General features: G+C 68.5%; 26 protein-coding genes. 9 read left to right on the plus strand and 17 right to left on the minus strand.

Annotated elements, in window-relative coordinates; genetic code table 11:
• Positions 1 to 9 precede the first annotated feature (9 nt).
• A complete protein-coding gene (locus ACTWQD_RS01595) occupies positions 10 to 831 on the plus strand; it encodes an IclR family transcriptional regulator (RefSeq protein WP_443194452.1) in 822 nt (273 codons plus the stop codon).
• A gap of 16 nt (positions 832 to 847) precedes the next feature.
• Here the strand turns inward: ACTWQD_RS01595 and ACTWQD_RS01600 are convergent, their stop codons facing one another.
• Positions 848 to 2,455, minus strand: a complete 1,608-nt coding sequence (locus tag ACTWQD_RS01600; RefSeq protein WP_443194453.1) for a PucR family transcriptional regulator — start codon at positions 2,453 to 2,455, stop codon at positions 848 to 850.
• 124 nt (positions 2,456 to 2,579) lie between these two features.
• On the opposite strand from ACTWQD_RS01600, the gene ACTWQD_RS01605 reads away from it, so the two are divergent.
• Both ACTWQD_RS01605 and ACTWQD_RS01610 read left to right on the plus strand, forming a co-directional pair.
• The gene (locus ACTWQD_RS01605; RefSeq protein ID WP_443194454.1) at positions 2,580 to 4,097 is read left to right on the plus strand and encodes a purine-cytosine permease family protein; all 1,518 of its coding nucleotides are present in this window, start codon (positions 2,580 to 2,582) and stop codon (positions 4,095 to 4,097) included.
• Between the two features lie 87 nt (positions 4,098 to 4,184).
• Positions 4,185 to 5,012: a creatininase gene (locus tag ACTWQD_RS01610; protein ID WP_443194455.1), complete on the plus strand. Its 828-nt coding sequence runs from the start codon at positions 4,185 to 4,187 to the stop codon at positions 5,010 to 5,012.
• A 121-nt stretch (positions 5,013 to 5,133) separates the two neighbouring features.
• Here the strand turns inward: ACTWQD_RS01610 and ACTWQD_RS01615 are convergent, their stop codons facing one another.
• From ACTWQD_RS01615 to ACTWQD_RS01635, 5 genes are all read right to left on the minus strand, one after another.
• Positions 5,134 to 5,949, minus strand: a complete 816-nt coding sequence (locus tag ACTWQD_RS01615) for a CPBP family intramembrane glutamic endopeptidase (protein WP_443194456.1) — start codon at positions 5,947 to 5,949, stop codon at positions 5,134 to 5,136.
• 119 nt (positions 5,950 to 6,068) lie between these two features.
• Entirely contained in the window at positions 6,069 to 6,302 is a 234-nt protein-coding gene (locus tag ACTWQD_RS01620) for a DUF6480 family protein (protein ID WP_443194457.1), read from the minus strand.
• 35 nt (positions 6,303 to 6,337) lie between these two features.
• Complete coding sequence (locus ACTWQD_RS01625) at positions 6,338 to 7,513, minus strand: zinc-dependent alcohol dehydrogenase (RefSeq protein WP_443194458.1); 1,176 nt, start codon at positions 7,511 to 7,513, stop codon at positions 6,338 to 6,340.
• Positions 7,514 to 7,750: 237 nt separating this feature from the next.
• Positions 7,751 to 8,977, minus strand: a complete 1,227-nt coding sequence (locus ACTWQD_RS01630; protein ID WP_443194459.1) for an N-acetylglucosamine-6-phosphate deacetylase — start codon at positions 8,975 to 8,977, stop codon at positions 7,751 to 7,753.
• Positions 8,978 to 8,988: 11 nt separating this feature from the next.
• Positions 8,989 to 9,348, minus strand: coding sequence for a hypothetical protein (locus ACTWQD_RS01635; RefSeq protein WP_443194460.1), 360 nt, complete (start codon positions 9,346 to 9,348; stop codon positions 8,989 to 8,991).
• A 148-nt stretch (positions 9,349 to 9,496) separates the two neighbouring features.
• Between ACTWQD_RS01635 and ACTWQD_RS01640 the strand changes: the two genes are divergently transcribed.
• Positions 9,497 to 9,799: an antibiotic biosynthesis monooxygenase family protein gene (locus tag ACTWQD_RS01640; RefSeq protein WP_443194461.1), complete on the plus strand. Its 303-nt coding sequence runs from the start codon at positions 9,497 to 9,499 to the stop codon at positions 9,797 to 9,799.
• 113 nt (positions 9,800 to 9,912) lie between these two features.
• Here ACTWQD_RS01640 and ACTWQD_RS01645 read toward each other — a convergent pair whose 3' ends face one another.
• The 4 genes from ACTWQD_RS01645 to ACTWQD_RS01660 all read right to left on the minus strand — a co-directional run bounded on the left by ACTWQD_RS01645 (position 9,913) and on the right by ACTWQD_RS01660 (position 13,094).
• Complete coding sequence (locus ACTWQD_RS01645; protein WP_443194898.1) at positions 9,913 to 11,178, minus strand: Dyp-type peroxidase; 1,266 nt, start codon at positions 11,176 to 11,178, stop codon at positions 9,913 to 9,915.
• The gene (locus ACTWQD_RS01650; RefSeq protein ID WP_443194462.1) at positions 11,178 to 11,768 is read right to left on the minus strand and encodes a copper chaperone PCu(A)C; all 591 of its coding nucleotides are present in this window, start codon (positions 11,766 to 11,768) and stop codon (positions 11,178 to 11,180) included. Before ACTWQD_RS01650 ends, ACTWQD_RS01645 begins: the two co-directional genes overlap by 1 nt.
• Before the next feature lie 53 nt (positions 11,769 to 11,821).
• Positions 11,822 to 12,379: a copper resistance CopC family protein gene (locus ACTWQD_RS01655; RefSeq protein WP_443194463.1), complete on the minus strand. Its 558-nt coding sequence runs from the start codon at positions 12,377 to 12,379 to the stop codon at positions 11,822 to 11,824.
• Positions 12,380 to 12,485: 106 nt separating this feature from the next.
• Positions 12,486 to 13,094: a hypothetical protein gene (locus tag ACTWQD_RS01660; protein WP_443194464.1), complete on the minus strand. Its 609-nt coding sequence runs from the start codon at positions 13,092 to 13,094 to the stop codon at positions 12,486 to 12,488.
• A 226-nt stretch (positions 13,095 to 13,320) separates the two neighbouring features.
• Here ACTWQD_RS01660 and ACTWQD_RS01665 point away from each other — a divergent pair, with 226 nt between their 5' ends.
• Positions 13,321 to 14,100 carry a GntR family transcriptional regulator gene (locus tag ACTWQD_RS01665; RefSeq protein WP_443194465.1) on the plus strand — a complete coding sequence of 260 codons (780 nt, stop codon included), beginning with the start codon at positions 13,321 to 13,323 and terminating at the stop codon, positions 14,098 to 14,100.
• Here ACTWQD_RS01665 and ACTWQD_RS01670 read toward each other — a convergent pair.
• From ACTWQD_RS01670 to ACTWQD_RS01700, 7 genes are all read right to left on the minus strand, one after another.
• On the minus strand, positions 14,097 to 14,606 hold the full coding sequence (locus tag ACTWQD_RS01670) for a hypothetical protein (protein WP_443194466.1): 510 nt from the start codon (positions 14,604 to 14,606) through the stop codon (positions 14,097 to 14,099). The two genes, ACTWQD_RS01665 and ACTWQD_RS01670, sit on opposite strands and share 4 nt — an antisense overlap.
• Positions 14,593 to 15,528, minus strand: a complete 936-nt coding sequence (locus ACTWQD_RS01675) for a cytochrome c biogenesis CcdA family protein (protein WP_443194467.1) — start codon at positions 15,526 to 15,528, stop codon at positions 14,593 to 14,595. The genes ACTWQD_RS01670 and ACTWQD_RS01675 overlap by 14 nt, the downstream gene beginning before the upstream one ends.
• Positions 15,528 to 16,277, minus strand: coding sequence for a DsbA family protein (locus tag ACTWQD_RS01680; protein ID WP_443194468.1), 750 nt, complete (start codon positions 16,275 to 16,277; stop codon positions 15,528 to 15,530). Before ACTWQD_RS01680 ends, ACTWQD_RS01675 begins: the two co-directional genes overlap by 1 nt.
• A 207-nt stretch (positions 16,278 to 16,484) precedes the next feature.
• Positions 16,485 to 17,024 (minus strand): hypothetical protein, encoded by a 540-nt coding sequence (locus tag ACTWQD_RS01685; RefSeq protein ID WP_443194469.1) that lies wholly within the window; start codon positions 17,022 to 17,024, stop codon positions 16,485 to 16,487.
• Positions 17,025 to 17,306: 282 nt separating this feature from the next.
• Positions 17,307 to 17,957: a hypothetical protein gene (locus tag ACTWQD_RS01690; RefSeq protein WP_443194470.1), complete on the minus strand. Its 651-nt coding sequence runs from the start codon at positions 17,955 to 17,957 to the stop codon at positions 17,307 to 17,309.
• 61 nt (positions 17,958 to 18,018) lie between these two features.
• Positions 18,019 to 18,639 (minus strand): hypothetical protein, encoded by a 621-nt coding sequence (locus ACTWQD_RS01695; RefSeq protein WP_443194471.1) that lies wholly within the window; start codon positions 18,637 to 18,639, stop codon positions 18,019 to 18,021.
• Between the two features lie 51 nt (positions 18,640 to 18,690).
• Positions 18,691 to 19,572 carry a WXG100 family type VII secretion target gene (locus ACTWQD_RS01700; protein WP_443194472.1) on the minus strand — a complete coding sequence of 294 codons (882 nt, stop codon included), beginning with the start codon at positions 19,570 to 19,572 and terminating at the stop codon, positions 18,691 to 18,693.
• Between the two features lie 220 nt (positions 19,573 to 19,792).
• Here ACTWQD_RS01700 and ACTWQD_RS01705 point away from each other — a divergent pair, with 220 nt between their 5' ends.
• From ACTWQD_RS01705 to rbsD, 4 genes are all read left to right on the plus strand, one after another.
• Complete coding sequence (locus ACTWQD_RS01705) at positions 19,793 to 20,422, plus strand: LacI family DNA-binding transcriptional regulator (RefSeq protein ID WP_443194473.1); 630 nt, start codon at positions 19,793 to 19,795, stop codon at positions 20,420 to 20,422.
• Positions 20,423 to 20,586: 164 nt separating this feature from the next.
• Complete coding sequence (locus ACTWQD_RS01710) at positions 20,587 to 21,597, plus strand: LacI family DNA-binding transcriptional regulator (RefSeq protein WP_443194474.1); 1,011 nt, start codon at positions 20,587 to 20,589, stop codon at positions 21,595 to 21,597.
• 33 nt (positions 21,598 to 21,630) lie between these two features.
• Complete coding sequence (locus tag ACTWQD_RS01715) at positions 21,631 to 22,605, plus strand: ribokinase (RefSeq protein WP_443194475.1); 975 nt, start codon at positions 21,631 to 21,633, stop codon at positions 22,603 to 22,605.
• Between the two features lie 53 nt (positions 22,606 to 22,658).
• Positions 22,659 to 23,063, plus strand: a complete 405-nt coding sequence (gene rbsD, locus ACTWQD_RS01720) for a D-ribose pyranase (protein ID WP_443194476.1) — start codon at positions 22,659 to 22,661, stop codon at positions 23,061 to 23,063.
• Position 23,064: the final 1 nt, after the last annotated feature.

Genomic DNA, 23,064 nt, shown 5'->3' on the forward strand with positions numbered 1-23,064 from the left:
GGTAACACCATGACTGCAACAGAACCCGAGACCACAGGCAACGGCGACAGCAAGGGCGCTTCCGTCATCGTCAACGCGATCGCGGTCCTCCGGACTTTCACGGCGGACGAGCCCCTGCTCGGTGTCACCGAGATCGCCAACCGGGTGGGGCTGCACAAGAGCACGGTCTCGAGGATCCTTGCCACCTTCGAGCAGGAGCATCTGGTGGAGCGGGACGCCGAAACGCGGCGGTTCCGGCTTGGGCTGGGATTGATTGCCGTGGCCGGGCCGCTTCTCGCCGAGCTTGAGGAACGCCGGGTTGCGTATCCCGTGCTGCGCGAGCTGTCGGAACAGACCGGCGAGACAAGCGCCCTCATGGTGTGGAGCGGTGATGAATCCATTTGCGTGGAGCAGATCGCCAGCCACCACCAGATCAAGCACACCACCCCGCTGGGGGCCCGGTACAACGACGCCCTCAGCGCCTCCGTTCAGGTCTTCCTGGCCCGCGAACCCGAACCCCGGGTCCGTTCCCTCCTCACGAGCGGGGCCATCAGCTACCCCGGACTGGACGACTCCAGCATTGACGCTTACCTGGTACGGCTGAAGGATGACATCCGGCGCGGCTGGGCCGTCAACTACGGGGAAACCTCCCTCGATGAGGTTGGCCTGGCAGCTCCCGTCTTTGACCACCGGGGCGAGGTGGTGGCCGCCGTCCTGATCCCGGCACCCCGGTTCCGGGTGTCCCAGGACAGGCTGCAGGCGTTGGGGGAAGCCTGCGCCGCGGCCGCAGCGAAGGTCACCGCCCGGCTGGGCGGACGCCCGCCCGGCGGCTCCGGGCCCGCCCCGCGCTAGAAAGGCAGGCCAGCCGTCAGGCCAGCCGGGCCAGCCGCGCGGCCAGGTGCAGTGCCGCCAGCCGGCCGGAATCCCGGGGGTCGCCGCCGCACAGCTCAAAGATCCGCCGGAGACGCTGATGCATGGACTGCCGCTCCACGTGAAGCTCGCGGGCCGCGTGGGCGGTGTTGCACCCGCAGTCCAGCCAGGTGGCCAGGGTTTCGAGCAGCCGGGAATTCCGTTGGGCATCCTGATCCAGCAGTGCGCCCAACTGCTGCCGCACGAAGTTCCGCCGCTGGTACGGGTCCAGTGCCTGCACGGTGAGGCGTTCGACGGCGAATGCCTCGGCGTCGATGACTGTGGGGTGCGGGCCGCCGCTTCCGGGTCCCTGCTGCGGGGAAGATGCCAGCTCCAGCGTGAGCTTGGCTTCGGACATTGACCAGGGGGCATCCGAAATTCCGGACACCAGGGGACCTGCGGCCGCGAGCGTTCCGGCCATGGCCGGAAGCTCCAAGAGACCCGCAAGGAGCTGCTGCCGGTTTCCTTCCGTAGAGCCGCCGGGCAGGCTGGCTACCGCCAGAAGCTCGGCGTTGTCCACATAGGTGGCGTGGGACTGCGCCGCCCGGGACAGGTGTTGCTCCAGGGCCGTCCGCAGCTGCTGGGAAATATCCGAGCGCACCACCACGGCCACCAGCGGGGACGCAGCCGGAATGCCGGCCGCCGACGCCAGCTGCTGCAGCCGCCACGGCTGGCTGCCCGAATCGACCGCGCGGATCAGCGCGGCTCCGGCAACCTCCCGCAGCCCGGGGGACATCCGCTGCAGCATGGCCAGGGCCAGAATGTCCACCGAGCGCTTCCCTGCCGTCCGGGCAAGATTTTCGTCCTCGTCCGCCGGAACGCGGAGCACCAGCTGCGCCGCGAGAATGCCGCGCACCGGCACGTCGATGTGGATCAGGCGCGCATGTTCGTGCAACGCAGCCGGGGATGCGGGCGTGTCCCCGGCCGCAGTGTCAGCCGCCGCAGTGCCAGCCGCGCCAGAGCCAGCCGCGTCCGCGGCCAAGTCGCCGGTCTCGGCCTGCCCCGGCGTCGCGCTGGCCAGGGGAGCGCCCGTAAGGGACGCCAGGGTCACCTCGCTGCCGGTGATGCCGGCCAGCACCGCCAGGATCCGGTCCAGGCTGCCGCCGTGAGCCAGTTCCACGGCCATCGCGTGGCTGGCCTCATCCGCCCGGCGCAACTGCGAGACCGACTCGCTGACCAGCGAGGAGTTGATCGCCTGCATCACGCTGACAAACGGCACCACTTTGCGCAGCTCGATCAGCGGAAGGCCGGCGTCCTCGGCAGCCGCCACCATTGAGGACGGAAGGGAAGAGAGGGCCGCGCCGGTTTCGATGGCCAGGGCCGCCACCCCCCGCTCGGCCAGTTGACGGATGTAGGTGACCCGCCGTTCCTCGGAAGCGAGGGCCAAGGCCTCCCCTCCTGTCAGCAGCAGCTCCCCGCCGTCAAGCAGCGGTGCGATGTCCAGGATCTCGCTGGAGTGGATCCAGCGGAGCTGGGTCCGGGCGGCGCTGCCGGCCGCGGCCCGGACCACCGGGTCGGCGACTGCCAGGGTGGGATGATCCAGGACATCCTGAAGACGTATAGACATGACACTCCGTCGCGTGAAGCAAACATTAACTAGACACATCATATATAGGCGGATGTGGCATGTGCCACATAATCTGGAAGGACCCCACTCACTCACGGAGGCTCCAATGCGTGAAGAACCCCCTATGATTTCGGCTAGCCACTCTCCTGCCACCGACAATGACGTCGAGGCCTGGCTCCAGCCCATTCCTGAATCCCAGCGAACCCACAAAGTGTCCGGCCAGTTCTGGATCTGGGCCGGTGCCAACCTCGCCCCGATCAACTGGGTGCTCGGCGCCCTCGGCATCCATCTGGGCCTCGGCTTCGCCGACACCGTCACGGTCCTGGTTCTGGGGAACCTGATCGGGATGCTGCTCTTCGGCTGCTTCGTCCTGCTGGGCCAGAAAACGGGCGCCACCGGTATGGTCCTCGCCCGGGCCGCCTTCGGCCGGCGCGGAAACTACCTTCCCGCCGCCATCCAGGCCCTGCTGGTCATCGGCTGGTGCGCCGTCAACACCTGGATCATCCTGGACCTGGTGATGGCCCTCTTCGGCACCCTCGGCTGGGTCGACCCGACGGCCCAGAACTACGCCTGGAAGATCGGCGTCGCCACAGCCATCATGGCCGCGCAGGTCGCCATCGCCTGGTTCGGCTACAAGGCCATCGCTGCCTTCGAAAAGTGGACCGTGCCGCCCACCATCATCATCCTCGCGGTGATGTCCGCCGTCGCCTGGTTCGGCATGAAGATCAACTGGTCCTATGCCGGACCGGCCGGCAACATCCTGGAAGGCTCGGAGCGCATCGCCGCGATGAGCGCCGTCATGACGGCCATCGGCATCGGCTGGGGGATCACCTGGTTCACCTACGCCGCCGACTACTCCCGTTTTGTCAGCACCGAAGTGCCCAAGCGCAAGGTCTACCTGGCCTCGGTCCTGGGACAGTTCATCCCCGTCGTCTGGCTCGGCATCCTGGGCGCCAGCCTGGCCACCAACAGCGGCGAAATCGACCCCGGCAAGCTGATCGTCCAGAACTTCGGTGTCCTGGCGCTCCCGGTGCTCCTCATGGTCCTGCACGGTCCCATCGCCACCAACATCCTGAACATCTACACCTTCTCGGTCGCGACGCAGGCCCTCGACATCACCATCAGCCGCCGCAAGCTCAACCTGTTCGTCGGCGTGTTCTCGCTCGCCGCCGTCGTCTTCTTCATCTTCCAGGAGGACTTCGCCGCAGTCCTGGACGCATGGCTGATCGGGCTCGTCGCCTGGGTGGCTGCGTGGGGCGGCGTCATGCTGGTGCACTACTTCTGGATTGAAAAGCGCTGGCCCGGAGACCCCGCCCGGCTCTTCGACGCAGTCGGCACCAAACGGCTCCCGGGGGTCAACCCGGCCGGCATCGCTTCCCTGCTGATCGGCATCTTCTCCACCTGGCTGTTTATGTACGGCCTGGTGCCGGCAATGCAGGGCCCGGTGGCCGTCGCGCTCGGCGGATGGGACCTGTCCTGGCTGGCCGGCGGCCTGTCCAGCGCCACGGCCTACGCCCTGATGGGGCCGCACTTCCACCGGAAGTACCTGCCGGCGCCCGGCACGGTTGCCAGCACCGTGGCCGCCGAGCCGCGGATCGGCGACCTTCCGGTCACCACCACCACCGCCCCGGCCGGGCTCTAGCGCGGCCAGCACCATCATCACCGCCTGACCCGGTGGCGGCGGCCGCCGCCGCCACCGGCCCGCAACTCAACGAGGAGCACCACCAGCATGGACCGATCAGTATTCCTGGAAGAACTGGACGCCTTTGCCTACCGCGACGCTGTGGCATCCGGGGAGGCGATCGTCCTCATTCCCGTCGGGTCTCTGGAGCAGCACGGCCCCCACCTTCCACTGGGAACGGATACCGTCCTGGCCTCCCACTTCGCGGAGGGTGTGGCCCGGCGGCTGGGCGCACTGGTTGCCCAGCCCATCGCCTACGGGTACAAGTCGCAGCAGAAGTCCGGCGGCGGCAACCATCTCCCGGGAACCGTCAGCCTCGATGGCGCCGCCCTCATCGGCGTCGCGCGCAACCTGGTCAAGTCCTTCCTCGGCCAGGGCGTCCGGCACGTGGTCTTCATCAACGGCCACTTCGAGAACTACCAGTTCCTGTATGAGGGAATCGACCTGGCGCTGGGCGAGCTCGGATATGAGTCCGGAGCGGAGCAGAGCGTGCTGCTGCTGTCGTACTGGGACTTTGTCAGCCAGGACACCCTGGCGAAGGTTTACCCCGGCGGCTTCCCGGGCTGGGACATCGAGCACGGCGGGGTCCTGGAAACCTCGCTGATGCTCCACCTCGAACCGGCCCGGGTTGCCATGGACCGCCTGGTCGACGGGCCGGCGGCAGTACTGCCGCGGTTCGACCGGCTGCCAGTGGTGCCGGAGCGGACACCCGCCACCGGCTGCCTGTCGTCGGCCGCGGGCTCCAGTGCCGCCAAGGGCGGGCTTCTGTACGCGCAGGTGGTCGAGGACCTGGCAGCCGACCTCGCGGGCGAACTGGTCCGCGAACCGTTCCGTGAACCGGTCCGCGAACCAGTGTCCCAAGTGGTTCCGGCGTAGGAACACGGACCCTCAGGTCCGGCCGGATTTCAAGCAACGCGGGGTCACCTCGCGCCCATCGGGAAGCCCCGGATGGGCGCGATGTGACCCCGCGTTGCTGTGACCCCGCGTTGCTGTGTGCTCAGTACAGGAAAATCGGCAGCCAGTCGCGGTTGTGGGCGTGCACCAGCGCCAGGAACAACACAAAATCGAACGTCAGATGCACTGTCACGACGTAGGTGAAGGACTTGGTCAGCTTGAAGGTGTAGCCCTGCAGCAGCGCGAACGGGAACGTCAGCAGCGGACCCCACGCCTGGTAGCCGATCTCCCACAGGAATGACGAGAACACCACCGCCTGCAGGAGGTTGGCCTGCCAGTCCGGGAAGTGCTGCCGCAGCAGCGTGAACATGGTGCAGATGAAGAACAGCTCGTCCCAGATGCCCACCGCATTCACGCCGAGGAAGAGCCGCCAGAATATGGTCGGGTCGGAGGCGTCCGGCCAGTTCTGGTAGACCCCGGTGCGGATCAGGTACGCGGGCAGAATGAAGTAGCCCAGCAGGACGACGCCGGCCAGGTACAGCTTCGCGGCGAGAGGCCATTTGCGGCCGGTGTTCACCGGAAACCTGATGATCCGCTCGCCGTACGCGTACCGCGACACCAGCCACGGCACCAGCACGGCCAGGGCGAGGGCGCTGCCCATGAGGATCATGTGCTGGAGGCTCAGATCGGCGTGCAGCGGGACCAGGCTGATGATGACCATGCCCGCAGCGAGAAGCGCCAGGTGCCGCAGCAGCCCGCGGTCAATAAAGGCCGCCGTGAGCAGCCCCAGGGCCAGCACGCCATAGCCGAGGTCATTCTCGACGCCGAACAGCAGCACCCCTGACGCCGACACCAGCGCCGCGGGCAGCAGCTTCCAGCTGAGCGCGGTGCGGGGGGTTTCCGTCGAGATCGATTGCACCCCACCAGCATGTCAGGGACGACGGCGGCACGCACCGTCTGCTGGAAACCGCAGGTGCGTGGCGCCGTCGTACGTTCTGATGCCGCTTGCCGACGGCGTCGGCCGGAGGGCGGGGCCTGCTACTCCTCGTGCCCCTGGTCGCGGCTCATCTGGTCCTCCGCGGGTGGCGTTTCCCCGGGAGGAACTCCGCCCCCGGGCTCCAGCCCGGTGATCTTCCCGTCCAGCGGATCAGGGTTGGCCGAGGCTGCGGGATCCGCCGCCCCGGCGCCGGGCTGGTCCTGCTGCGGGGAGCTGCCGGCAGGCTTGGGCCGGTCCGGATTGGCCGGGTCATTTTCCGGGTGGTACGTGCTCATTATTCTGCCTTTCTCAGGGCGGGCGCGGTCCTTCGCTAGGGCTTCAGGACGACTTTGATGCAGCCGTCTTCCTTCTTCTGGAAGATCTCGTAGGCGGCCGCGGCGCCGTCGAGGGACACCTCATGGGTCTTCAGGTCCATCACGCCGAGCGGGTCCGCGGGATCCTCCACGAGCGGCAGCAGATCGTCCGTCCAGCGGCGGACGTTGCACTGGCCCATCCGGAACTGGATCTGCTTGTCGAACATGGTCATCAGCGGCATCGGGCTGGCAGTGCCGCCGTACACGCCGCTCAGCGAGACCGTCCCGCCCCGGCGCACGGAATCGATGGCGGCATGCAGCACCGACATCCTGTCGACGCCGGCGGTCTCCATGGCCTTCTTGGCCAGCGCGTCGGGCAGGAGCCCCACCGCGTTCTGCGCGAACGCGCCGACCGGGGAATTGTGCGCCTCCATGCCGACAGCGTCGACCACCGCATCAGGGCCCCTGCCCTCGGTCAGGTCGCGCAGATGCTCCCCGATGTCCTTGGTGAAGTCGATGGTCTCCACGCCGTGGCGCTCGGCCATGCTCCGGCGCTCCGCAACCGGCTCCACAGCAATCACCCGGTGTCCGAGGTGGCGGCCGATCCGGCTGGCGAACTGCCCCACCGGCCCCAGGCCGAAGACGGCCAGCGTCCCGCCCGCGGGGACGTCGGCGTACTTAACGCCCTGCCACGCGGTGGGAAGAATGTCAGAGAGATAGAGGTACCGCTCGTCGGGCAGTTCCTGGCCCACCTTGATCGGCCCGTAGTCCGCGTGGGGCACCCGCAGGAGTTCCGCCTGGCCGCCCGGAACTGACCCGTAAAGCTCGGAGAACCCGAACAGGCTTGCCCCGGTGTTGTGGGAATGGACCTGCGTGGTCTCGCACTGGGACTGCAGGCCCCGTTTGCACATCCAGCAATGGCCGCAGGAGATGTTGAAGGGGATGACCACCCGGTCGCCGGGCTGGAGGTTCGTGACCCCGGGGCCCACCTCCTGGACAATGCCCATGGGCTCGTGGCCGAGGATGTCGCCGGACTTCATGTACGGCCCGAGGACCTCGTACAGGTGGAGGTCGGAGCCGCAGATCGCCGACGAGGTGATCCTGACAATGGCGTCCGTGGGTTCCTGGATCACCGGATCCGGAACCTCCTCAACGCTGACCGACCGCTTTCCCTGCCATGTAAGTGCCCTCATGCCTGCTCCTTCAGTCGTCATTCAAATTGATAAGTATGCTGACCAATTAGATTATTGCCTGTTCTCGCTGCGATGAAAAGGCGGGCCGGTCCGCAGCCGGGCGGAACAGCTGCATTCCGGGGGCACTTTGGCGCGGACACGCCGCCTCCTGGGGCGCCGCCGTCGAACTTTGCGCCCAAAGTGCCCCCGGACGGAATCTGCCGGGCCGGTCTCCCGCCTGATCTGAGCCGCGTTGTGTTAAGCGGGCAGGATGTAGCCGCCGCGCAGCACCGTCACCAGCTCGAAATCCGGGCCCACGGCGACGACGTCGGCCCGGGTTCCGGCGCGGAGGCTTCCGATTTCCGCTTCCAGGCCCAGGACCTGCGCGGGGACCAGAGTTGCCGCCAGGACCGCATCGGCCGGGCTGACTCCGGCGGCCACGGTGGTCCGGACCACCTCCAGCAGCGTGGCCGTGCCGCCGGCGAGGGGTCCGTTGCTGCCCAGGGTGGCCACGCCGTCGTGCACCACCACCTCCGACGTGCCCAGGGTGTAGTTCCCGTCGGGAAGCCCGGCGGCCGCCATGGAGTCCGTGACCAGCGCGATGTTCCCGGCTCCGGCCAGGTCAAACACCATCCGGACGGTTTCCGGGTCGAGGTGGACGCCGTCGCCGATGAGTTCGACGACGGCGGTGCCCGCGCCCGCCAGCCGCAGGCACGCCGCGGCCGGCCCGGGGGATCGGTGGTGCAGCGGCGGCATGCCGTTGAACAGGTGCGTCACCGTCGGCCGGGCGTGCGGGCCGAAACCCGGCGCGGCGCCGATGAGATCTGCCGCCTCCGCCAGCGAGGCCGCCGTCGTCCGCGCGTCCGCAGTGGTGTGGCCCAGCGAGGGCGTGACGCCGTGCTGCGTGAGCATACGTAGCAGCTCGCCGGCACCCGGCAGTTCCGGGGCGTAGGTCATGGTCCGCAGCGCGCCGCCGGCGGCCTCCAGCATGTCCCGCAACAGTCCCGGATCGGGGTCCCGGAGCCAGCGCGGATCCTGCGCGCCGCAGCGGGCGCGGGAGAGGAAGGGGCCCTCGGCGTGGATTCCGGCGACGAGTCCCTCGGCGGCCAGGGGCCGGAGGACGCCAAGTGCCCGCAGCAGCTCATCGGCCGGGGCGGTGACGAGGCTGGCCAGCAGCGTGGTGGTCCCATTGCGGTGCATAAAGTCCACCGCCTGCCGGCAGGCCCGGCCGTCACCGGTCGGGAAACCGCCGCCGGCCGCGCCGTGGCAATGGAGGTCGACCAGGCCGGGCAGCAGTGAGCTGCCGGGCGGCAGCGGGATCTCCTCGGCGCCGGTGAACTGCGCAGCGTCATAGCCGCCAGCCGGCCCCGCATAGGCGATCCGGCCACCTGTCACGGCCACGACGGCGTCCGCGGTGCAGGCGCCGTCGGTGAGGAGGGCGCCGCGCAGGACGTACGCGGGTGCCGCGTCGCTTGGTTCCGGCATCTGGAGTGTCCTCAGTCCATCAGCGTGAGCACGGCGATCCGGTACCCCTCGGCTGACTCGATGAGCTGGTAGCAGAAGCGCTCGGGCTGCCGGGCGGCATAGGACCAGGTGACGACGGCCCAGACGATGCCCGGCGCCTCGCCCATGATGACGATCTGCCGGCCGACGTCGTCCACTCCGGCGTACTGGCTGAAGGCGGAAGTGAAGAACTCCTCGGTCTGGCGGGAGTCGCTGACAGGGATCGACGTACCGGGGAACAGGATGAGTGACGGCACCGCGTACATACCGGCGATCGCCCGGGCATCGCGGGCCAGCAATGCAGCGGCGTAGTCGTTGAAGAACTCTTCTACCTTGGCATGGGTCACAGTCATGGCCCCAGACTACAAACCCCGCTGTTCCCGCGCACCGGGTTTGGACATCCGGCGGGGACAGCCGACGGGTAGATCGGCCCTACCGTCCGTCCGGCGTCCGGGCCGATAATCGGGCGTATCCACCCCAAAGACTATGGAGGCGATCGACGTGTCGGTTTATACGCTGGGAATCTGGCTGGTGCACCCGGGCCGCGAAAACGACTTCGTGCAGGCCTGGCAGGACCTGGCCCGCAAGACCCAGGAAGACTTCCCGCACACGCAGGCCGTGCTGATGCACGACCACGACGTCCGGAACCGGTTCATCAGCACCGGTCCCTGGGAATCCCTGGAGCAGGTGGAGCAGTGGCGGGCCTCCGAGACCTACCGGCACGGCCTCGAGGTGATGAAGGAGATGCTGGAGCATTTTGAGCCGCACACCCTGGACGAGGCAGCCAGCATCGGCCGGGACTGACGCCAGCCCGCGTTCCCCGCCGTCGGCGCTCCCTGTCGAACACCAACGCGGGGTCATTCAACGCCCATCCTGGGAGGCCGGATGGGCGCCAGGTGACCCCGCGTTGGCTGGGATCAGGCGAACAGGCCTTCGCCGATGAACCCTCCCTCACGGCATCCGGGCGGGATGGCAAACACGGCAGAGCCGATCGGCGTCGTCCACTGGTTGAGCATGTCCATCTGATCGAGCCGGCGCTGGATGGGCGTGAACTGCTTGTCGACGTCGGACTGGTAGGACACGAAGATCAGCCCCGAGTCCGAGATCCCGCCGGTCCCGGGAGCGGCGTCGTAGTTGTACGCCCGCCGGAAGATCCGCTGGGAACCGTCCTCCGGCCGGGACCGGCGCAGGTGCGAGACGTCCGAGATGACCGGAAAGCCGAGCTTGGAGACAGCGGCGAAGTCCGGCTCGTCGTGCTCGTGCGTGCCGGTCAGCGGCGCGCCGCTGGACAGGCGGCGGCCCACGGACTCCTCCCGGCCCACGCGGTCCACCTCGTCCCATTTGTCCAGGTTCATTGCGATCCGGCGGATCACCACCGAGGTGCCGTTGTCCGTCCACGCAGGAATATCCCCGCCGCCCCAGACCACACGCTCATGCTCCGTGCTGCCCGGCGCGGGGTTGGTGGTCCCGTCCACCTGGCCGAACAGGTTCCGCATGGTGGTCCCGGACTTCTCGCTGCCGAACGAGCGCCGGAAGCCGGTCTGCACCCAGCGGACGGTGGCGAAGCTGCGGCTGTCCTTCAGAAGCATCCGCTGAGCATGCGCCACGGTCAGCGGATCATCCGCACAGATCTGCAGCAGCAGGTCACCGTCGGAGAACTCTGGCTGCAGCCGGTCGATGCTGAAGGCCGGCAGCGGCTTCAGCCACCCCGGTGCCCGGGACGGGTCGACGGCGGCCACCAGCCCGGGTCCAACGCCGAAGGTGACCGTCAGCCGGGCAGGCACCCGGGCGAGTTCGCCCTCGGTGTCGGCCAGTGCTGGCCTCCCCGCGGTGAGGTTCGCGGCGTCGTCGCTGAGCAGCCGCAGCAGCGCTTTCACGCCGGCGCGCGTCGTGCCCGGCCGCAGGTCCAGCGCGACAAAAACGCCGTGGGCCTGCGCCGCCGTCGTAATGCCCGCCTGCCGGTCGCCGTGGAATGGGACAACCGAGCCGCCGTGGACGCTCTCCGCAGCTTCCACGGGGGCGGCGTTTCCTCCCGGCTCGACGCCGGCTCCGGCGAGGTGGGTGCCGGCGGCGGCCAGGGCCCCGAGCCCGGCAGCTGCCCCGCCGAAGAGCAGGCCGCGCCGTGGCAGCGTCCTCGGCGCGCCGGACCCGGCGCTGTCCGCGGGCTGCTGGTCTCCCGGCATCATTTCGACGTCGACGACGGCACGGAACTGCCGGAAGGCTGGCCGTGGGACATGCCCGCGCCCCCTTCGACGTAGTTCTCGTTGGCGCCGCTGAAGTCCTTCGCCACGGCGGCGAAGTCCAAGGTGCCGCCGCCGGCCAGGGTCAGTGTAAACGTCACGTCCGCTCCGGCGGTGACGGGCCCGGTCAGCCCCATCAGCATCAGGTGGTTGCCGCCCGGTTCCAGGACCAGTTCACCGCCGGCCGGGATCACAAAGCCGCCCTGCTTGGCCTGCATCTGCATTGCGCCGGTGGGCCCCGCGATGGTTTCGTGCAGTTCGACCATGCGGGCGGCTGGGGTGGAGGCGCCGGTGACGGTGACGTCGGCGCCGGAGGTGTTCTTGATGACGCCGAATGCGCCGGTCATGCCGGAGGCGGCCGTCTTGACCCACGGCTGGCTGACCGTCAGGACGGCCGGGGCGCTGGTGGGTTCGCCGGCCGGGGCGGCTGCTGCCGGCGGTGCCGGCGTCGGGGCTGACGGGGCGCAGCCGGTGAGCGCCAGGGCCGCGGCGGCGAGGACGGAGAAGGCGGGGTACATGAGCTTTTTGGACATGGTGGTGCTCCTGGATCGTGGCAGGCGGCCGCGGCGGGCCGGCCTGAAGAGTGCTATTCGCTGGTGGATTGTGCTGCGCGCCTGATGCGCCGGAGGCCTGCCGAGGCCAGGAAGAGGCCAAGGCCTGCGGCCGCGGCGATTCCGGCGGTGGGAAGCCACTCGGGCACGGCGCTGGCCGGGGCTGCCTCGGCGGGTTCGGCGGCGGGCTCGACGTCCGCTGCCGGGCTGCCCGCCGGTGCAGCGGAGGCCGGGCCGCCGACGTGGAACCTGTAGCCGCCACTGATGGGGTGACCATCCGCGGAGACCACCCGCCAGCTGACTTGATAGCCGCCGTCGGGCAGTTCCGGAAGCGGCTGGACCAGTCTTTCCCGGCTGAGGACCGGCGCGCCGCTCACCCAGTTCCTGGCGTCATCGTCAACGACGCGGACCTCATGGCCCAGCGTCAGGAGGGGCGAACTGAAGGTCAGGGTGATGTTCGCAGGGGACTTGTCCGGGCGCTCATCGGGCGCGGGACTGGACGAAATCAGCTGGTCGTGGGCGAGGGCCGCCGGTGCGGCTGCGAGGCTGGCGCCTCCACAGAGCAGCAGGGCGGCGAGCAGAGGTGCTCCCAAACCAGGATTCCGCCATGTTTTCAAGGGTTTTCTTGTCATGGCTGCTTCCCGCCCCGGCACTGTCGTCGCAGCACCGCGGGGCGTATCGATGAAAGGCGCCGGGCGCCTAGGACACGAACGGAAGCAGGGGAGGTCCCCGGTGGCGCAGCACCAGCAGGGGTGCGCCGAGATTGGGCAAAGCCCGGACCGGACGGCTGGCGGGCAGGGCGGCGGGCGCCGGTCGCGCCGGTAGAGGCTGGAAGAGCGGGAGGAACGCCGTCACGCGCAGGCGCATCGCCTGGACCAACCGGACAACAGCGACCTCGCCGTGGCGCAGCGCGGCAACCGTCAAAGCCGCGGCGGCGGCGTGACCCAGCCACATCAGTGGCGAGGCGTGGGCCGGCGCGGAGGAAAGGATCACGCCGGTCGGTTCCGGCGCCGACAGGGTGTGAAGGTGGCCGCCGGCCGGAACGCCGGACCCGTGGGCGGTCGCTGTTCCGCTGAACAGCCAGTGGAAAAACCCCTGGCTCAGTGCCACGCCAGCTGAGAGCCGCCATAGCGACAGCCCGCGGCCGGTGAGCGCTGTGCAGACCAGCCCGGAGAGGGCCAGGGCCAGCAGGAGCAGGGCGGGTTGGGGAGCGCTGCCGCCGGCCACCAAGTGCGATGCGGCGGCGATGGAGGTCGCGGCGAGGGCGCCGATCCAGCCGCGCACCAAACGCAGGCCGCGTGCTGTCATCTCTCCTCCTCGCTTCCGTGCGATTCCCCGGGCTGTCGACAATGCGCCGCTGGGCGTCCTGGCGGCGTTCCGTGAGTCCAGACCTCATTATTCCACATACCCCTCGGGGTATGAACTTCCGGCCAATTGGCCTGTTGGTAGAGGCGTCCGATTCGGGTCGCGGAGGGATCCGATGGAGTAACGTCATACTGCCAGCAGCTTGTGGAATGGATCAGTCGGGAGCGGTGTGAAGGATCAGCAGCGGCCAGCGTCCGCAGCCCACGCCAAGGGCGCTGCAGAAAGAACCAAGGCTGACCCGCTGTGGAAGATGGTCAGTGCTGAACTCCTGCAGGAAGTCCTCGCCGGAGAGTTTGTGGCAGGGTTCCCGGGCGAACTGGAACTGGCCCAGCGTTACGGGGTCAGCCGGGGCACCATCCGGGCAGCCCTGAAACCCTTGCGCGATGCCGGGCACATCACCGCGCACCCCGGGAAGAAACCGACGGTGGTCGCGGGCCGAAGTACGGCGTACGGGCCGATCTACAGCGTCCTGGCCTCGATCCGGGATTCCGGGATGACCCACAGCAGCGTTGTCCTCGAGCAGCACATTGTGGTCGACCCGGACGTCGCGGCAGTGCTCGCGCTGAACCCCGATGCGCAGCTCTTCCACCTCTCGCGGGTCCGTCTTGCCGACGGCGAGCCGATTGGCCTGGACCAGGTCTGGCTCCCCGCGGCGACTGCCGGGAAGCTGCTCGAAGCTGACTTCCGCGACGCGTCCCTCTACGGGGAGCTTGACCGCCGTTGCGGCGTCGTGCTTGACGGCGGCACGGAGAAGCTCACCGCAGTGCCCGCCACGCCGGCGCAGGCAGCCCTGCTCGGGTGTCCGGAGAACTCCCCGCTGCTGCTGATCGAACGGACCGGCTGTCACCGGGCACGAGACCTTGAATTCCGGCGCAGCTACGTCCTGGGTGAACGAGTAGCCATCGCCACCGCCTTTGGCTGCAAGGCCACCCCGCCCCGGCGGGACTAACGGGCGGCCTGCACCCGCGGCACCGGGCAGCGGTCCTCCGAGGTTGCCCTTTTCAAGAATGCCCACAGCAGTAGAGCAATAGAAAGACCCGCCAGCAGAGGCTGGATCGGTTCGAAGTACTGCATGGCGCCGGACGTGCCGAGAGCCAGCAGTACGAGCTTGTTGCAGACCGGGCAGCCGACGGCGAAAAAGGAGACGATGGCTCCGGCAGCCCCGAAGCGGGCTTTGTTGTCGGACCCCGCGCCGCCCGTCTCCTCGCCCCTGGTCGATTCGCGGGCGACGTAGGTGGCCACCAGCAGGCCGGTGAGGATGGCGGTGACGCCGAGGACCGGGAAAGACCACCAGGTCGGGGGGACCTCACGGCTAAAAAACGGCGTGTCGATCAGGTCCGTGGGCACGGCCACCACGAGATAGGTGAGGACCGCGGCGGCGGCCGCAGTCAGCCAGCGCCGGGCCGGCCACTGCGCCAGGGCGGGGATCAATTCTTGGTATTTAATGCGCATCATCAGGCATCCCTGTCTTGGGCCGGCCCGGGCCGGCGGCATTGGCGGTCGGGCCGGGGGCAGCCTTCGTCGCACTCGGTTGGTCCGCAGCTCCAGTGCTCCGGTGCTGCAAGGGTGGCTCATTCCCCCGGCTCTTGAAATACAGTGCCACGCCGATCGCAAGCACGAGGGCCGCGACCCCGGCGACCACCAGGTCCGGGACCGCGGCGGCAGCCTCGGTGGCAGCCGACTCCGCCCGGAACTGATCCTGGACGGTCAGCACGCCGCCCAACCCCGCTGTCCCGTCAGTGACCAGCAGCAGCACGCCGATGCCGATGGAAATGAGGCCGGAAATAATCATCAGCCAGGAATTCGACCACTTCCCGACGGTTAGCGGACGGGGGCGCAACCAACGGCGGCCGGAGATGCCCAGCCGGTCCCATGTGAGCGCCAGGGCAAAGAGCGGCAAAGCCATGCCGAGCCCGAAGATTGCCAGGAGGACGCCGCCATAGACGGCGTTGCTGCCCACTGCTGCCACAGTCAGAACGGAACCCAAAATGGGCCCGGTGCAGACTCCGGCGACGCCGTAGACGGTTCCCAGGGCGAAGACGGACAGCCGGGAGGACCCGGTGCCCGCGGCCAGGGTGAGACCGGAGGGAAGCCGCAGAGCGGCGATCTGGGCGGCGCCGAAGAGGATCACCAGCGCCGCTGAGACACTGATCAGGACCGGCCGGTGCTGTGTGACGAGGGAACCGAGTACGCCGGCAAATATGCCCAGCGGCACCAGGGTGGTCAGCAGGCCCAGGTAGAAGAGCCCGGTCCGTGCCACCAGCCGGGTCTTGGTGGAGAAGGCGTAGGCAAAGAAGGCGGGCAGCAGGAGGGCCGAACAGGGGCTCAGCAGTGTAAGGACGCCGCCCAGGAACGCGCCGGCATAGCCGATGTCCATCAGTTGCCCTTGGCGGACTTCAGTGCGGCGTCGACAGCCTTCTCAAAGGTTGCCAGCGGCTGCGCGCCGACGATCGGGGTGTCATTTACGAGGAACGTGGGGGTACCGGTTATTCCCAGGGATGCGGCCTCCTGGGCGTCCTTCGCCACAGCGGCCTTAAGCTCGGCAGAGTCAAGGTCAGCCTCGAACTTCTCAAGGTCAGGGACGCCGGCGTCGCCGGCCAGCTTGATCAGGACTCCCCGGGGCAGCGCGGCATGCCCACGTTCCGGCGCGATGGCATAGACAGCCTTGTTGAATTCCCAGAACCGTCCCTGCTCGGCTGCCGCGCGGCCGGCGACCGCGGCCGCGGAGGACTCCGCCCCGAAGACCGGCAGGTCCCGCCACTCGACTCTGAGGTCGCCGCGCTCCACATATTCGGCCACCAGCTGCGGCAGGGTGTCCCGGGAAAACAGCCCGCAGAACGGGCACCGGTAATCGGCGTACTCCACCAGGACAACCGGGGCATCAGGGCTGCCGATTGCAGTCGGGTCACCTGCCACCCGGCGGGACATGTCCAGTTTTTCTCCGGCAGGGCTCTCCGAGTCCTGGGCCTGGCCCTGACCGGCGGCGTCCCTCTGGGCCGCTCCGCCTTGATAGGACAGCAGCCCCACAAACAGCAGCAGTACGGCGATGCCAAGTGCGGGCAGGACAAAGGGTGCAATGCGGCGGGGCTTGGCCGCCGCCCGCTCAGGCTTGGTCAAGGTGGGCATCCGTGCTCCTCAAGCGTGGCTGGTAAATGTACATACATTTGATGCACCTGCGAGGCTACGTGACACACTTGCCGATGTAAAACAGCCGCCCGGATGCCGGCGCGGGAGTGGTGTTGCGGCCCCGGCAGCCATCGCCCAACCCGCCAGGCGGCAACGGGACGGCTGGGTATGCATCCGCCGCTGACAGGGACCGCAGTGCCGGCCGGCTCAGTCCCGCGGCCCTCGCTTGGCGGGGAACAGCGGGCGGCAGCCGGTGCAGGCGTCAGTGTCCGATGGTTCGCCGCGGCTCAAGACGATCTCACGCTCCAATTCCAGGCGCCCGTGCAGGGCCCACGCCATCACGGCCAAGGACAGGATGCCGACGGCGATCTGGGCGGACGAAGCTGCTTCCCTTGCCGAGCTCGCCCACGCCGCACCGAAGAGGCCTAGGGCTGGCCACCGCAGATCGCACAGTGTGGCGGCCGCGCCGATCGGCGCGTTCACGTAGCTGCCTGCCAGGAAGCCGGCCAGGATCGACCCCGCAGACACCAGGGCGTAGCCCGTCCAGCCGGTGCCAGCGCCGGTGCTCATGCCATTAGCGGTCATCAGGAAGACGGCGGCCAGGCCTGCAGCGACGAGAGTCGCGGCCACGCGCGCCCGCGACCAGCTGCGGAGCACCTGCGAAATGGCCCGGACGCGCTCTGAACCTGCCGGTGCCCGATCCGTGCGCGTCGGAATGCGATGCCCGGGTTTCTGGGTGACTGTCACGGCTCCAATATACCCTATGGGGTATTATTGTAGTCTCAGGTGCCTCACCCGCGGCACCCAGAACCAGGAGTCCATATGTGTGCTGCAGTTCGTTGTAATCGTTGTGGAAAAGTCACCTGGGCCGGCTGCGGCGAGCATGTCGACTCGGTGATGGCAGACGTCCCCCAGGAGCAGCGGTGTACCTGCGACAAGTGACCGAAACCGTGTAGCGATGTCACAGGGGCGCGCTGAGCAGTCGCACTCCGTCGCCTGTCGTCGGAACGGGCCCTGGTTGGTTGCGGGTCAGAGCGGACCGAATTCCCGGTAGCCCATAGGATCCGTCCACACCGGTGACATTGTTTCGAGGGCGCTCCGGAGCTCCGCGTCTGCCAGGATTGCCGCGCGGAAGTCCCGGCGGGCATGCTGCATAAAGTAGGCCGGAAGAGCGAAAACGCTGCTGGTCGCCACCAGGAACAGGCCGTACATGGCCACGACGGCGGCCATTCCGCCCGCGCCGGCCTCCAGGCTGATGGCCGCCGGGAGCAACAACACTCCCAGCACCGCGGACAGGAACAGTGTGAGCCCGATGCCCGAGCTCAGCTTCCCCGGGGCCCGCGAGGCCATCACCGGCCGTACGCTGGGCACACGGTGTTTGGCCCGCCGCCGCAACAGCACGCCGGTGCCGATGAGGACCATTCCCGCAATGAGCAGGCCCAGAAGGACCGCCACAGCGGCCGGACTGACGAGCAGCGTCAGTGCTGCCCCGCCAAGACAGGCAGCACCGACGCCAAGGCATGCGGCGGCGAGACCCCGGACCTGGCCGAAGTTCCAGGCCATCTCGCGCAGGGCGCTCGGCGCCAAGGCCTGCGCCGACGGCTGGACCTCCTCGGCGATCCAGTAGCTGAGCGGAAACTGCCGGGGGGCGGACGGACGGGCGTGCGGCTGGGTTGTCATTCCGGCTGGGCTTTCTGGTGTGCGATCGGGCAGGCCTTCCGCGGACGGGTCCGCGGCAGAATCAGAACGTGAGGGCGGACTCGAAGCGGCGGAACGCATCGGCGGCGTCGATCGCCTCGGTCTTATCCGCACCGTCGTCGCCGGTGGCGAGCGTCCAGGACTGGTCCGCTTCCACCTTGAGGTGCGCGGTCAGCGGCGGCCCGGACAGCCGGTGGTGCTTGATCATGGCCGCCGCAGGGTAGCCCTCGGCTCCGGTTTCAAGGTAGTGCCGGGCGATCTGCAGCCCGAGCTGGAGCATTCCGGCGCCGGGATCCACCGGCTGCACCTCGTGGACTCCGTACCGGTTGAGGTTGAGCAGAAGCGCGCCGTCCTTGGACCCGGCGGTAAACAGGACGTGGTCCGTTTCCGGGGTGACCAGGGCGACTTCAAGCCACTCTTCGGCCGTGGAGACCACAGCGGCCACGATGGCGCCCTTGTCCACGGGCACGATGTCATTGCCCGACACTTCCGCCAGTCCGCGGACCAGCAGAGTGGTGATGCCGGCCTGCTCCAGCAGCTCGTTGTCCGCTACAGGGGAGAGCCGGAACACGGCCCGGGTGGTATCTGCCGACGGCGTCGGGTTCACGGCAAGAAGGGCCAGCAGTTCGTGGTCTGTCAGGCGGAGCGGGGTCTCGTCGTTCATTCTTTCCTCACGTCGTGTGGTCATCATTCCTCTGCCCGGCGGGAAGCCGGGCTAGCCGCCCAGCCAGCCCCACACCTTCTTGGCCCCGTCCGCGACGGCGCTTGCACCGTCCGCTATGACACTACCGACCTTCTTGGCGCCGTCCACCACCATCTCTGAGGTGGAGCCGTAGCCGAGATTCTTGGACAGCAGACCCATGCCCGCCCAGGCCAGACTCGCCCCGGCAAAGAAGGGGCCCACGACGGGGACGAAGCTGCCGGCCGCCAGCACGGTGGACACTCCGCCATCCCACATGGCATTGGAATCCCCGCTCAGCATTCCGTCGGCGAACTGGGCAGTTCCCCCGATGATGCTGAGGACGCCGGCGGCGCGGCCCACCATGGACAGCCCGTTCAAGAGCTGGGTGCCCTTGAGGTATCCCAGTCCCGGCGCCTGGCCGTACTGTGCGCCCAGCACGCTCCACGGCATCCTGGTCAGCAGGCCGGCCTTGTTCATCTGGCTCAACAGCACGTCTGCCCCAAGTCCCGCGCCCGAGGCTGCGGCGTTGGCGACCTGGTACACCGGATTCCCGTTTGCGTCCAGCACGGGATCCAAGACGTGGGCCAGCGGCGAGCCGGAGGCCGCACCGCCTGCTGACGCCGCGGAGCCGCCACCGCCGGAGGACCCGGTGCTGGTCCTTTCCTGTTCGTCCGCGTGCGCCAGCAGGCTCTTTGCCTGGTCCCGCAGCGTGTCGCTCGAGTTACGCAGCATCGGGCGCAGGGTGGAGGACCACTCGCTGCGGAAGCGTTCTCCATCGGCGCCTTTCCAGACAGCGGACCCGACCACGCTGTTGACGGTGGCCTCAATCCTTTGGAGGGCGGCGCCGGACTGCCCGATCGACTTGGAGAGCGACCTTAGCTGCGCCACGTCAGCACCGTAGATGCCAGGAGCCATGCGTTTCCCCCAATGGATGTAAAGACTCGTTTCCCCGAACACTATCGGCAAACGAATTCCTGGGCGATGGAGAGTCCTGCCCATGGGCGACGCCCCAGCCCGCGGCGTCCACCACGAACCGCCCCCCGCTTCGGGCTAGAGTTCACCGTGGGGCCAACCCCACGACGACGTTTCCAGCAGTGCCGCACGTCCGCGGCGGAGAAGTACCCGGGAGTCACCAGTGCGGCACGGATCCAAGCCCACCATCCGCGATGTCGCGGAGGCTGCAGGAGTGTCCCTGACCACGGTCTCCTACGTCCTGTCCGGCCGCACCGGCGGCAATACCCGGATCAGCCAGCCCACGCAGGACCGTGTGCATGCCGCGGCCGGCGATCTTGGCTACGTGCCCAACGGTGCCGCCCGCGGGATGCGGCGGGGCCGTACCGATGTGGTGGCAATGGCCATCACGGATCTTGAGGATCCCCTGGACCGCGGACTCGCTGCCGCCGCGGCGAGGATCCTGCCCCGGCGCGGCTACCAGCCGGTCATTCTCGTCGGCGACAGCTGGCGGCAGTTTATGCTCTCCGGCGGAGCCGACGGCGTGATTCTCGGCTCGGTACCGGCGTCCCGCACCGCCGTCGACCTTGAGGCCATGACGGAACTCGCCGACCGCGGCGTGGCCCAGCTGCTCGTCGCGGACTCGGCGCCGCCGGACGGCGTCGACGTGCTGGCCCCGGAAGCCGGCACGACGGCGGATGCCTTCGCCGAGCGGGCGGTCGCCCGGGTGGTCGGCCGGCTGGCAGTCCAGCGGGCCGCTCCCCGGAACCCGGATCCGGACCCGGCCCCGGATTCCGGTCGGGGGAGTTCCTGAACGCCGCTCCGGCCGAAACGGTTTCCCAATCCCGCTCTTGCGCCCTCAACTGAAAACGTTTACAGTTGTCGAATGCCGGAGTGATTGGGTTCACAGCCGGCGCATCGCTCCGGCCACGAAAGGCCGGAGAAACGGGCCCGGCAGACTCAAAGGAGAGTGCATCAGTGGCAAACATCCATGACGTGGCAAAGCTCGCCGGCGTGTCGATCGCCAGCGTCTCGCGCATGCTCGCCGGGGAAAACGTCCGCAGCGCCGAGGCGATCCGGCGGGCCATCAATGATCTCGGTTACCGGCCCAACGCCAGCGCCCGGGGGCTGCGCCTGGGCAAACACCACAGCATCGCCGTGATTGTCCCCGACATCTCCAACCCCTACTTCGCCGCCCTGGTCCGCGGCATCGAGGAACGGGCCATGACGCAGGGCTTCCGCATCGTGGTGGCCAGCAGCGATGAGCAGTTCAGCGCGGAATCGGAACTCCTGGGTAACCTCATCGACGCCGTCGACGCCGTCGCGATTGTGCCGGCTGAAGAAGGCGACCGCACCCGCAGCATGCTGGCGGACCTCAACAAGCCGGTGGTGCTGATCGACAGGACCGTGGGTGATGAGCCGGGCTTCGACCTGGTCCACGTCGACAACGCCAGCGGGGCCAAAGCCGCCGCGGACTACCTCCTGTCCCTGGGGCACCGCAGCTTCGGCATCATCAGCGGACGCCAGGACACCGTTCCCGGACGGGTCCGCCACCAGGTCTTCCTCCGGACCCTGGCCGACGCCGGCATCGAAGTTCCGGCCGAGGCCGTCAAAATCGGCGAATTCAGCCGGAACTTCGGCCGTCGCGCCGCCCAGGAACTGATCGAGAATCCCACCGGAATGACAGCGCTGTTCGTGGGAAACAACACCATGGCCCAGGGCGCCCTGCTCTCCCTGCACGCCGCCGGGGTGTCCATCCCCGGGCAGCTCTCCTTCCTTTGTTTTGACGACTTCGACCTGGCGGAACTGCTCCCGGCGCCTGTCACCGTGATCTCGCGGCCCGCCATCGCCGAGGGCCACGCCGCCGCCGACCTGCTGCTCGAACGGATTGCGCGATTCGGCAGCCCCAACCAGCCCCCGCTGGAACACAAAGTACTCCCGGTGAGCCTGACCATCCGGCAGTCCTGCTCCGCCCCCGCCTTCAACTGACGCTCCCGCCTGACCACACCCCTAAGGAACCCCATGACAACAGCTGTGCCCGGAAACGGGAATGTACTGGTGATCGGCAGCATCACCTGCGATCTGACCAGCTTCAGTGACCGCCTGCCGCAGCCGGGGGAAACGGTCCTCGGAAACTCCTTCACCATGGTGCTGGGCGGCAAAGGCGCCAACCAGGCGCTGGCGGCGGCACGCGCCGGGAGCCAGGTGTCACTGATCGGCTGCGTGGGCAACGACGGCTTCAGCGAACTGGTCCTGGGGACCCTGGCCGAGGAAAACATCGACACCACCCACGTGATGCGCACGGAAGGCCCCACGGGAATCGCCCACATCCGGGTGGACGCCTCGGCGGAAAACGACATCGTGATGATCCCGCTCGCCAACTCCCGGCTGAGCCCGACCCACATCAGGGAATCCCTGGACCAGTCCGCACGTCCCGCCGGGGTGGCCCTGATCCAACTGGAGATCCCGCATGAATCGGCGCTGGAGGCGGCACGCGCCTGCAAAGCCCGCGGCATCACCGTCATCCTGGACCCCGCCCCGGCTCCGGCCGGCCCCCTGGACGAGGACTTCTGGCCCCACGTTGACATCGTCACCCCGAATGAGACCGAAGCACGCCTTATCACCGGAATCGAGGTGACCGACCACGCATCAGCCACCGCGGCGGGCCGCTGGTTCACCGACCGCGGCGTGCGGCGTGCCGTGGTCACCCTGGCCGGCGCCGGCGCCGTCGTGGTTGAGCGGACGTCCGCGGACAGCACCGCCGTGACGCTGCAGGAACCGTTCCGGGTCACAGCGGTGGACACCACGGCCGCCGGCGATGCCTTCGCCGGGGTGCTGGGCAGCGCGCTGGCCGAAGGCCTGGACTGGGACGATTCCCTGCGGCGCGCCATGGCCGGCGGCGCGCTGGCTGTCACCGTTGCCGGTGCCAGCCCCAGCCTCCCGCAGCGTGCAGCCATTGACGCGTTCCTCGCCGGGCAGGCCGCCACGGCCCGCTAGCGGCGAAAAGCCCACCCCCACCTTTCATCCCTCTACAACGCAGTGGAGCAACTATGCGCAAAAACAGCGGCACCCTCAACCCATCCCTCGCCCGGGTCATCTCGGAACTGGGCCATACCGACGAACTTGTGGTGACCGACGCCGGCCTGCCGATCCCGGCCGGGGTGGAACGGATCGACCTGGCCCTGACCGCCAACGTGCCGCGGTTCCTGGAGTGCCTCGACGTCGTCCTGGCCGAAGTCGAGGCCGAAGGCGCCATCGCGGCGTCGGAGATCGCCGAGCACAGCCCGGAGCTCCTCGAGGCCCTCAAGGACCGGCTCGGCAATCGCGGCATCCCGCTGGACCTCGTCCCGCACACGGAATTCAAGCAGCGGACCAGGAATTCCCGGGCCGCCGTCCGTTCCGGCGAATTCACCCCCTACGCCAACGTCATCCTCGTCGCCGGGGTGGTGTACTGAC

It is taken from the genome of Pseudarthrobacter sp. 1C304 (assembly GCF_052245515.1).
In the GTDB taxonomy this organism is placed as follows: domain Bacteria; phylum Actinomycetota; class Actinomycetes; order Actinomycetales; family Micrococcaceae; genus Arthrobacter.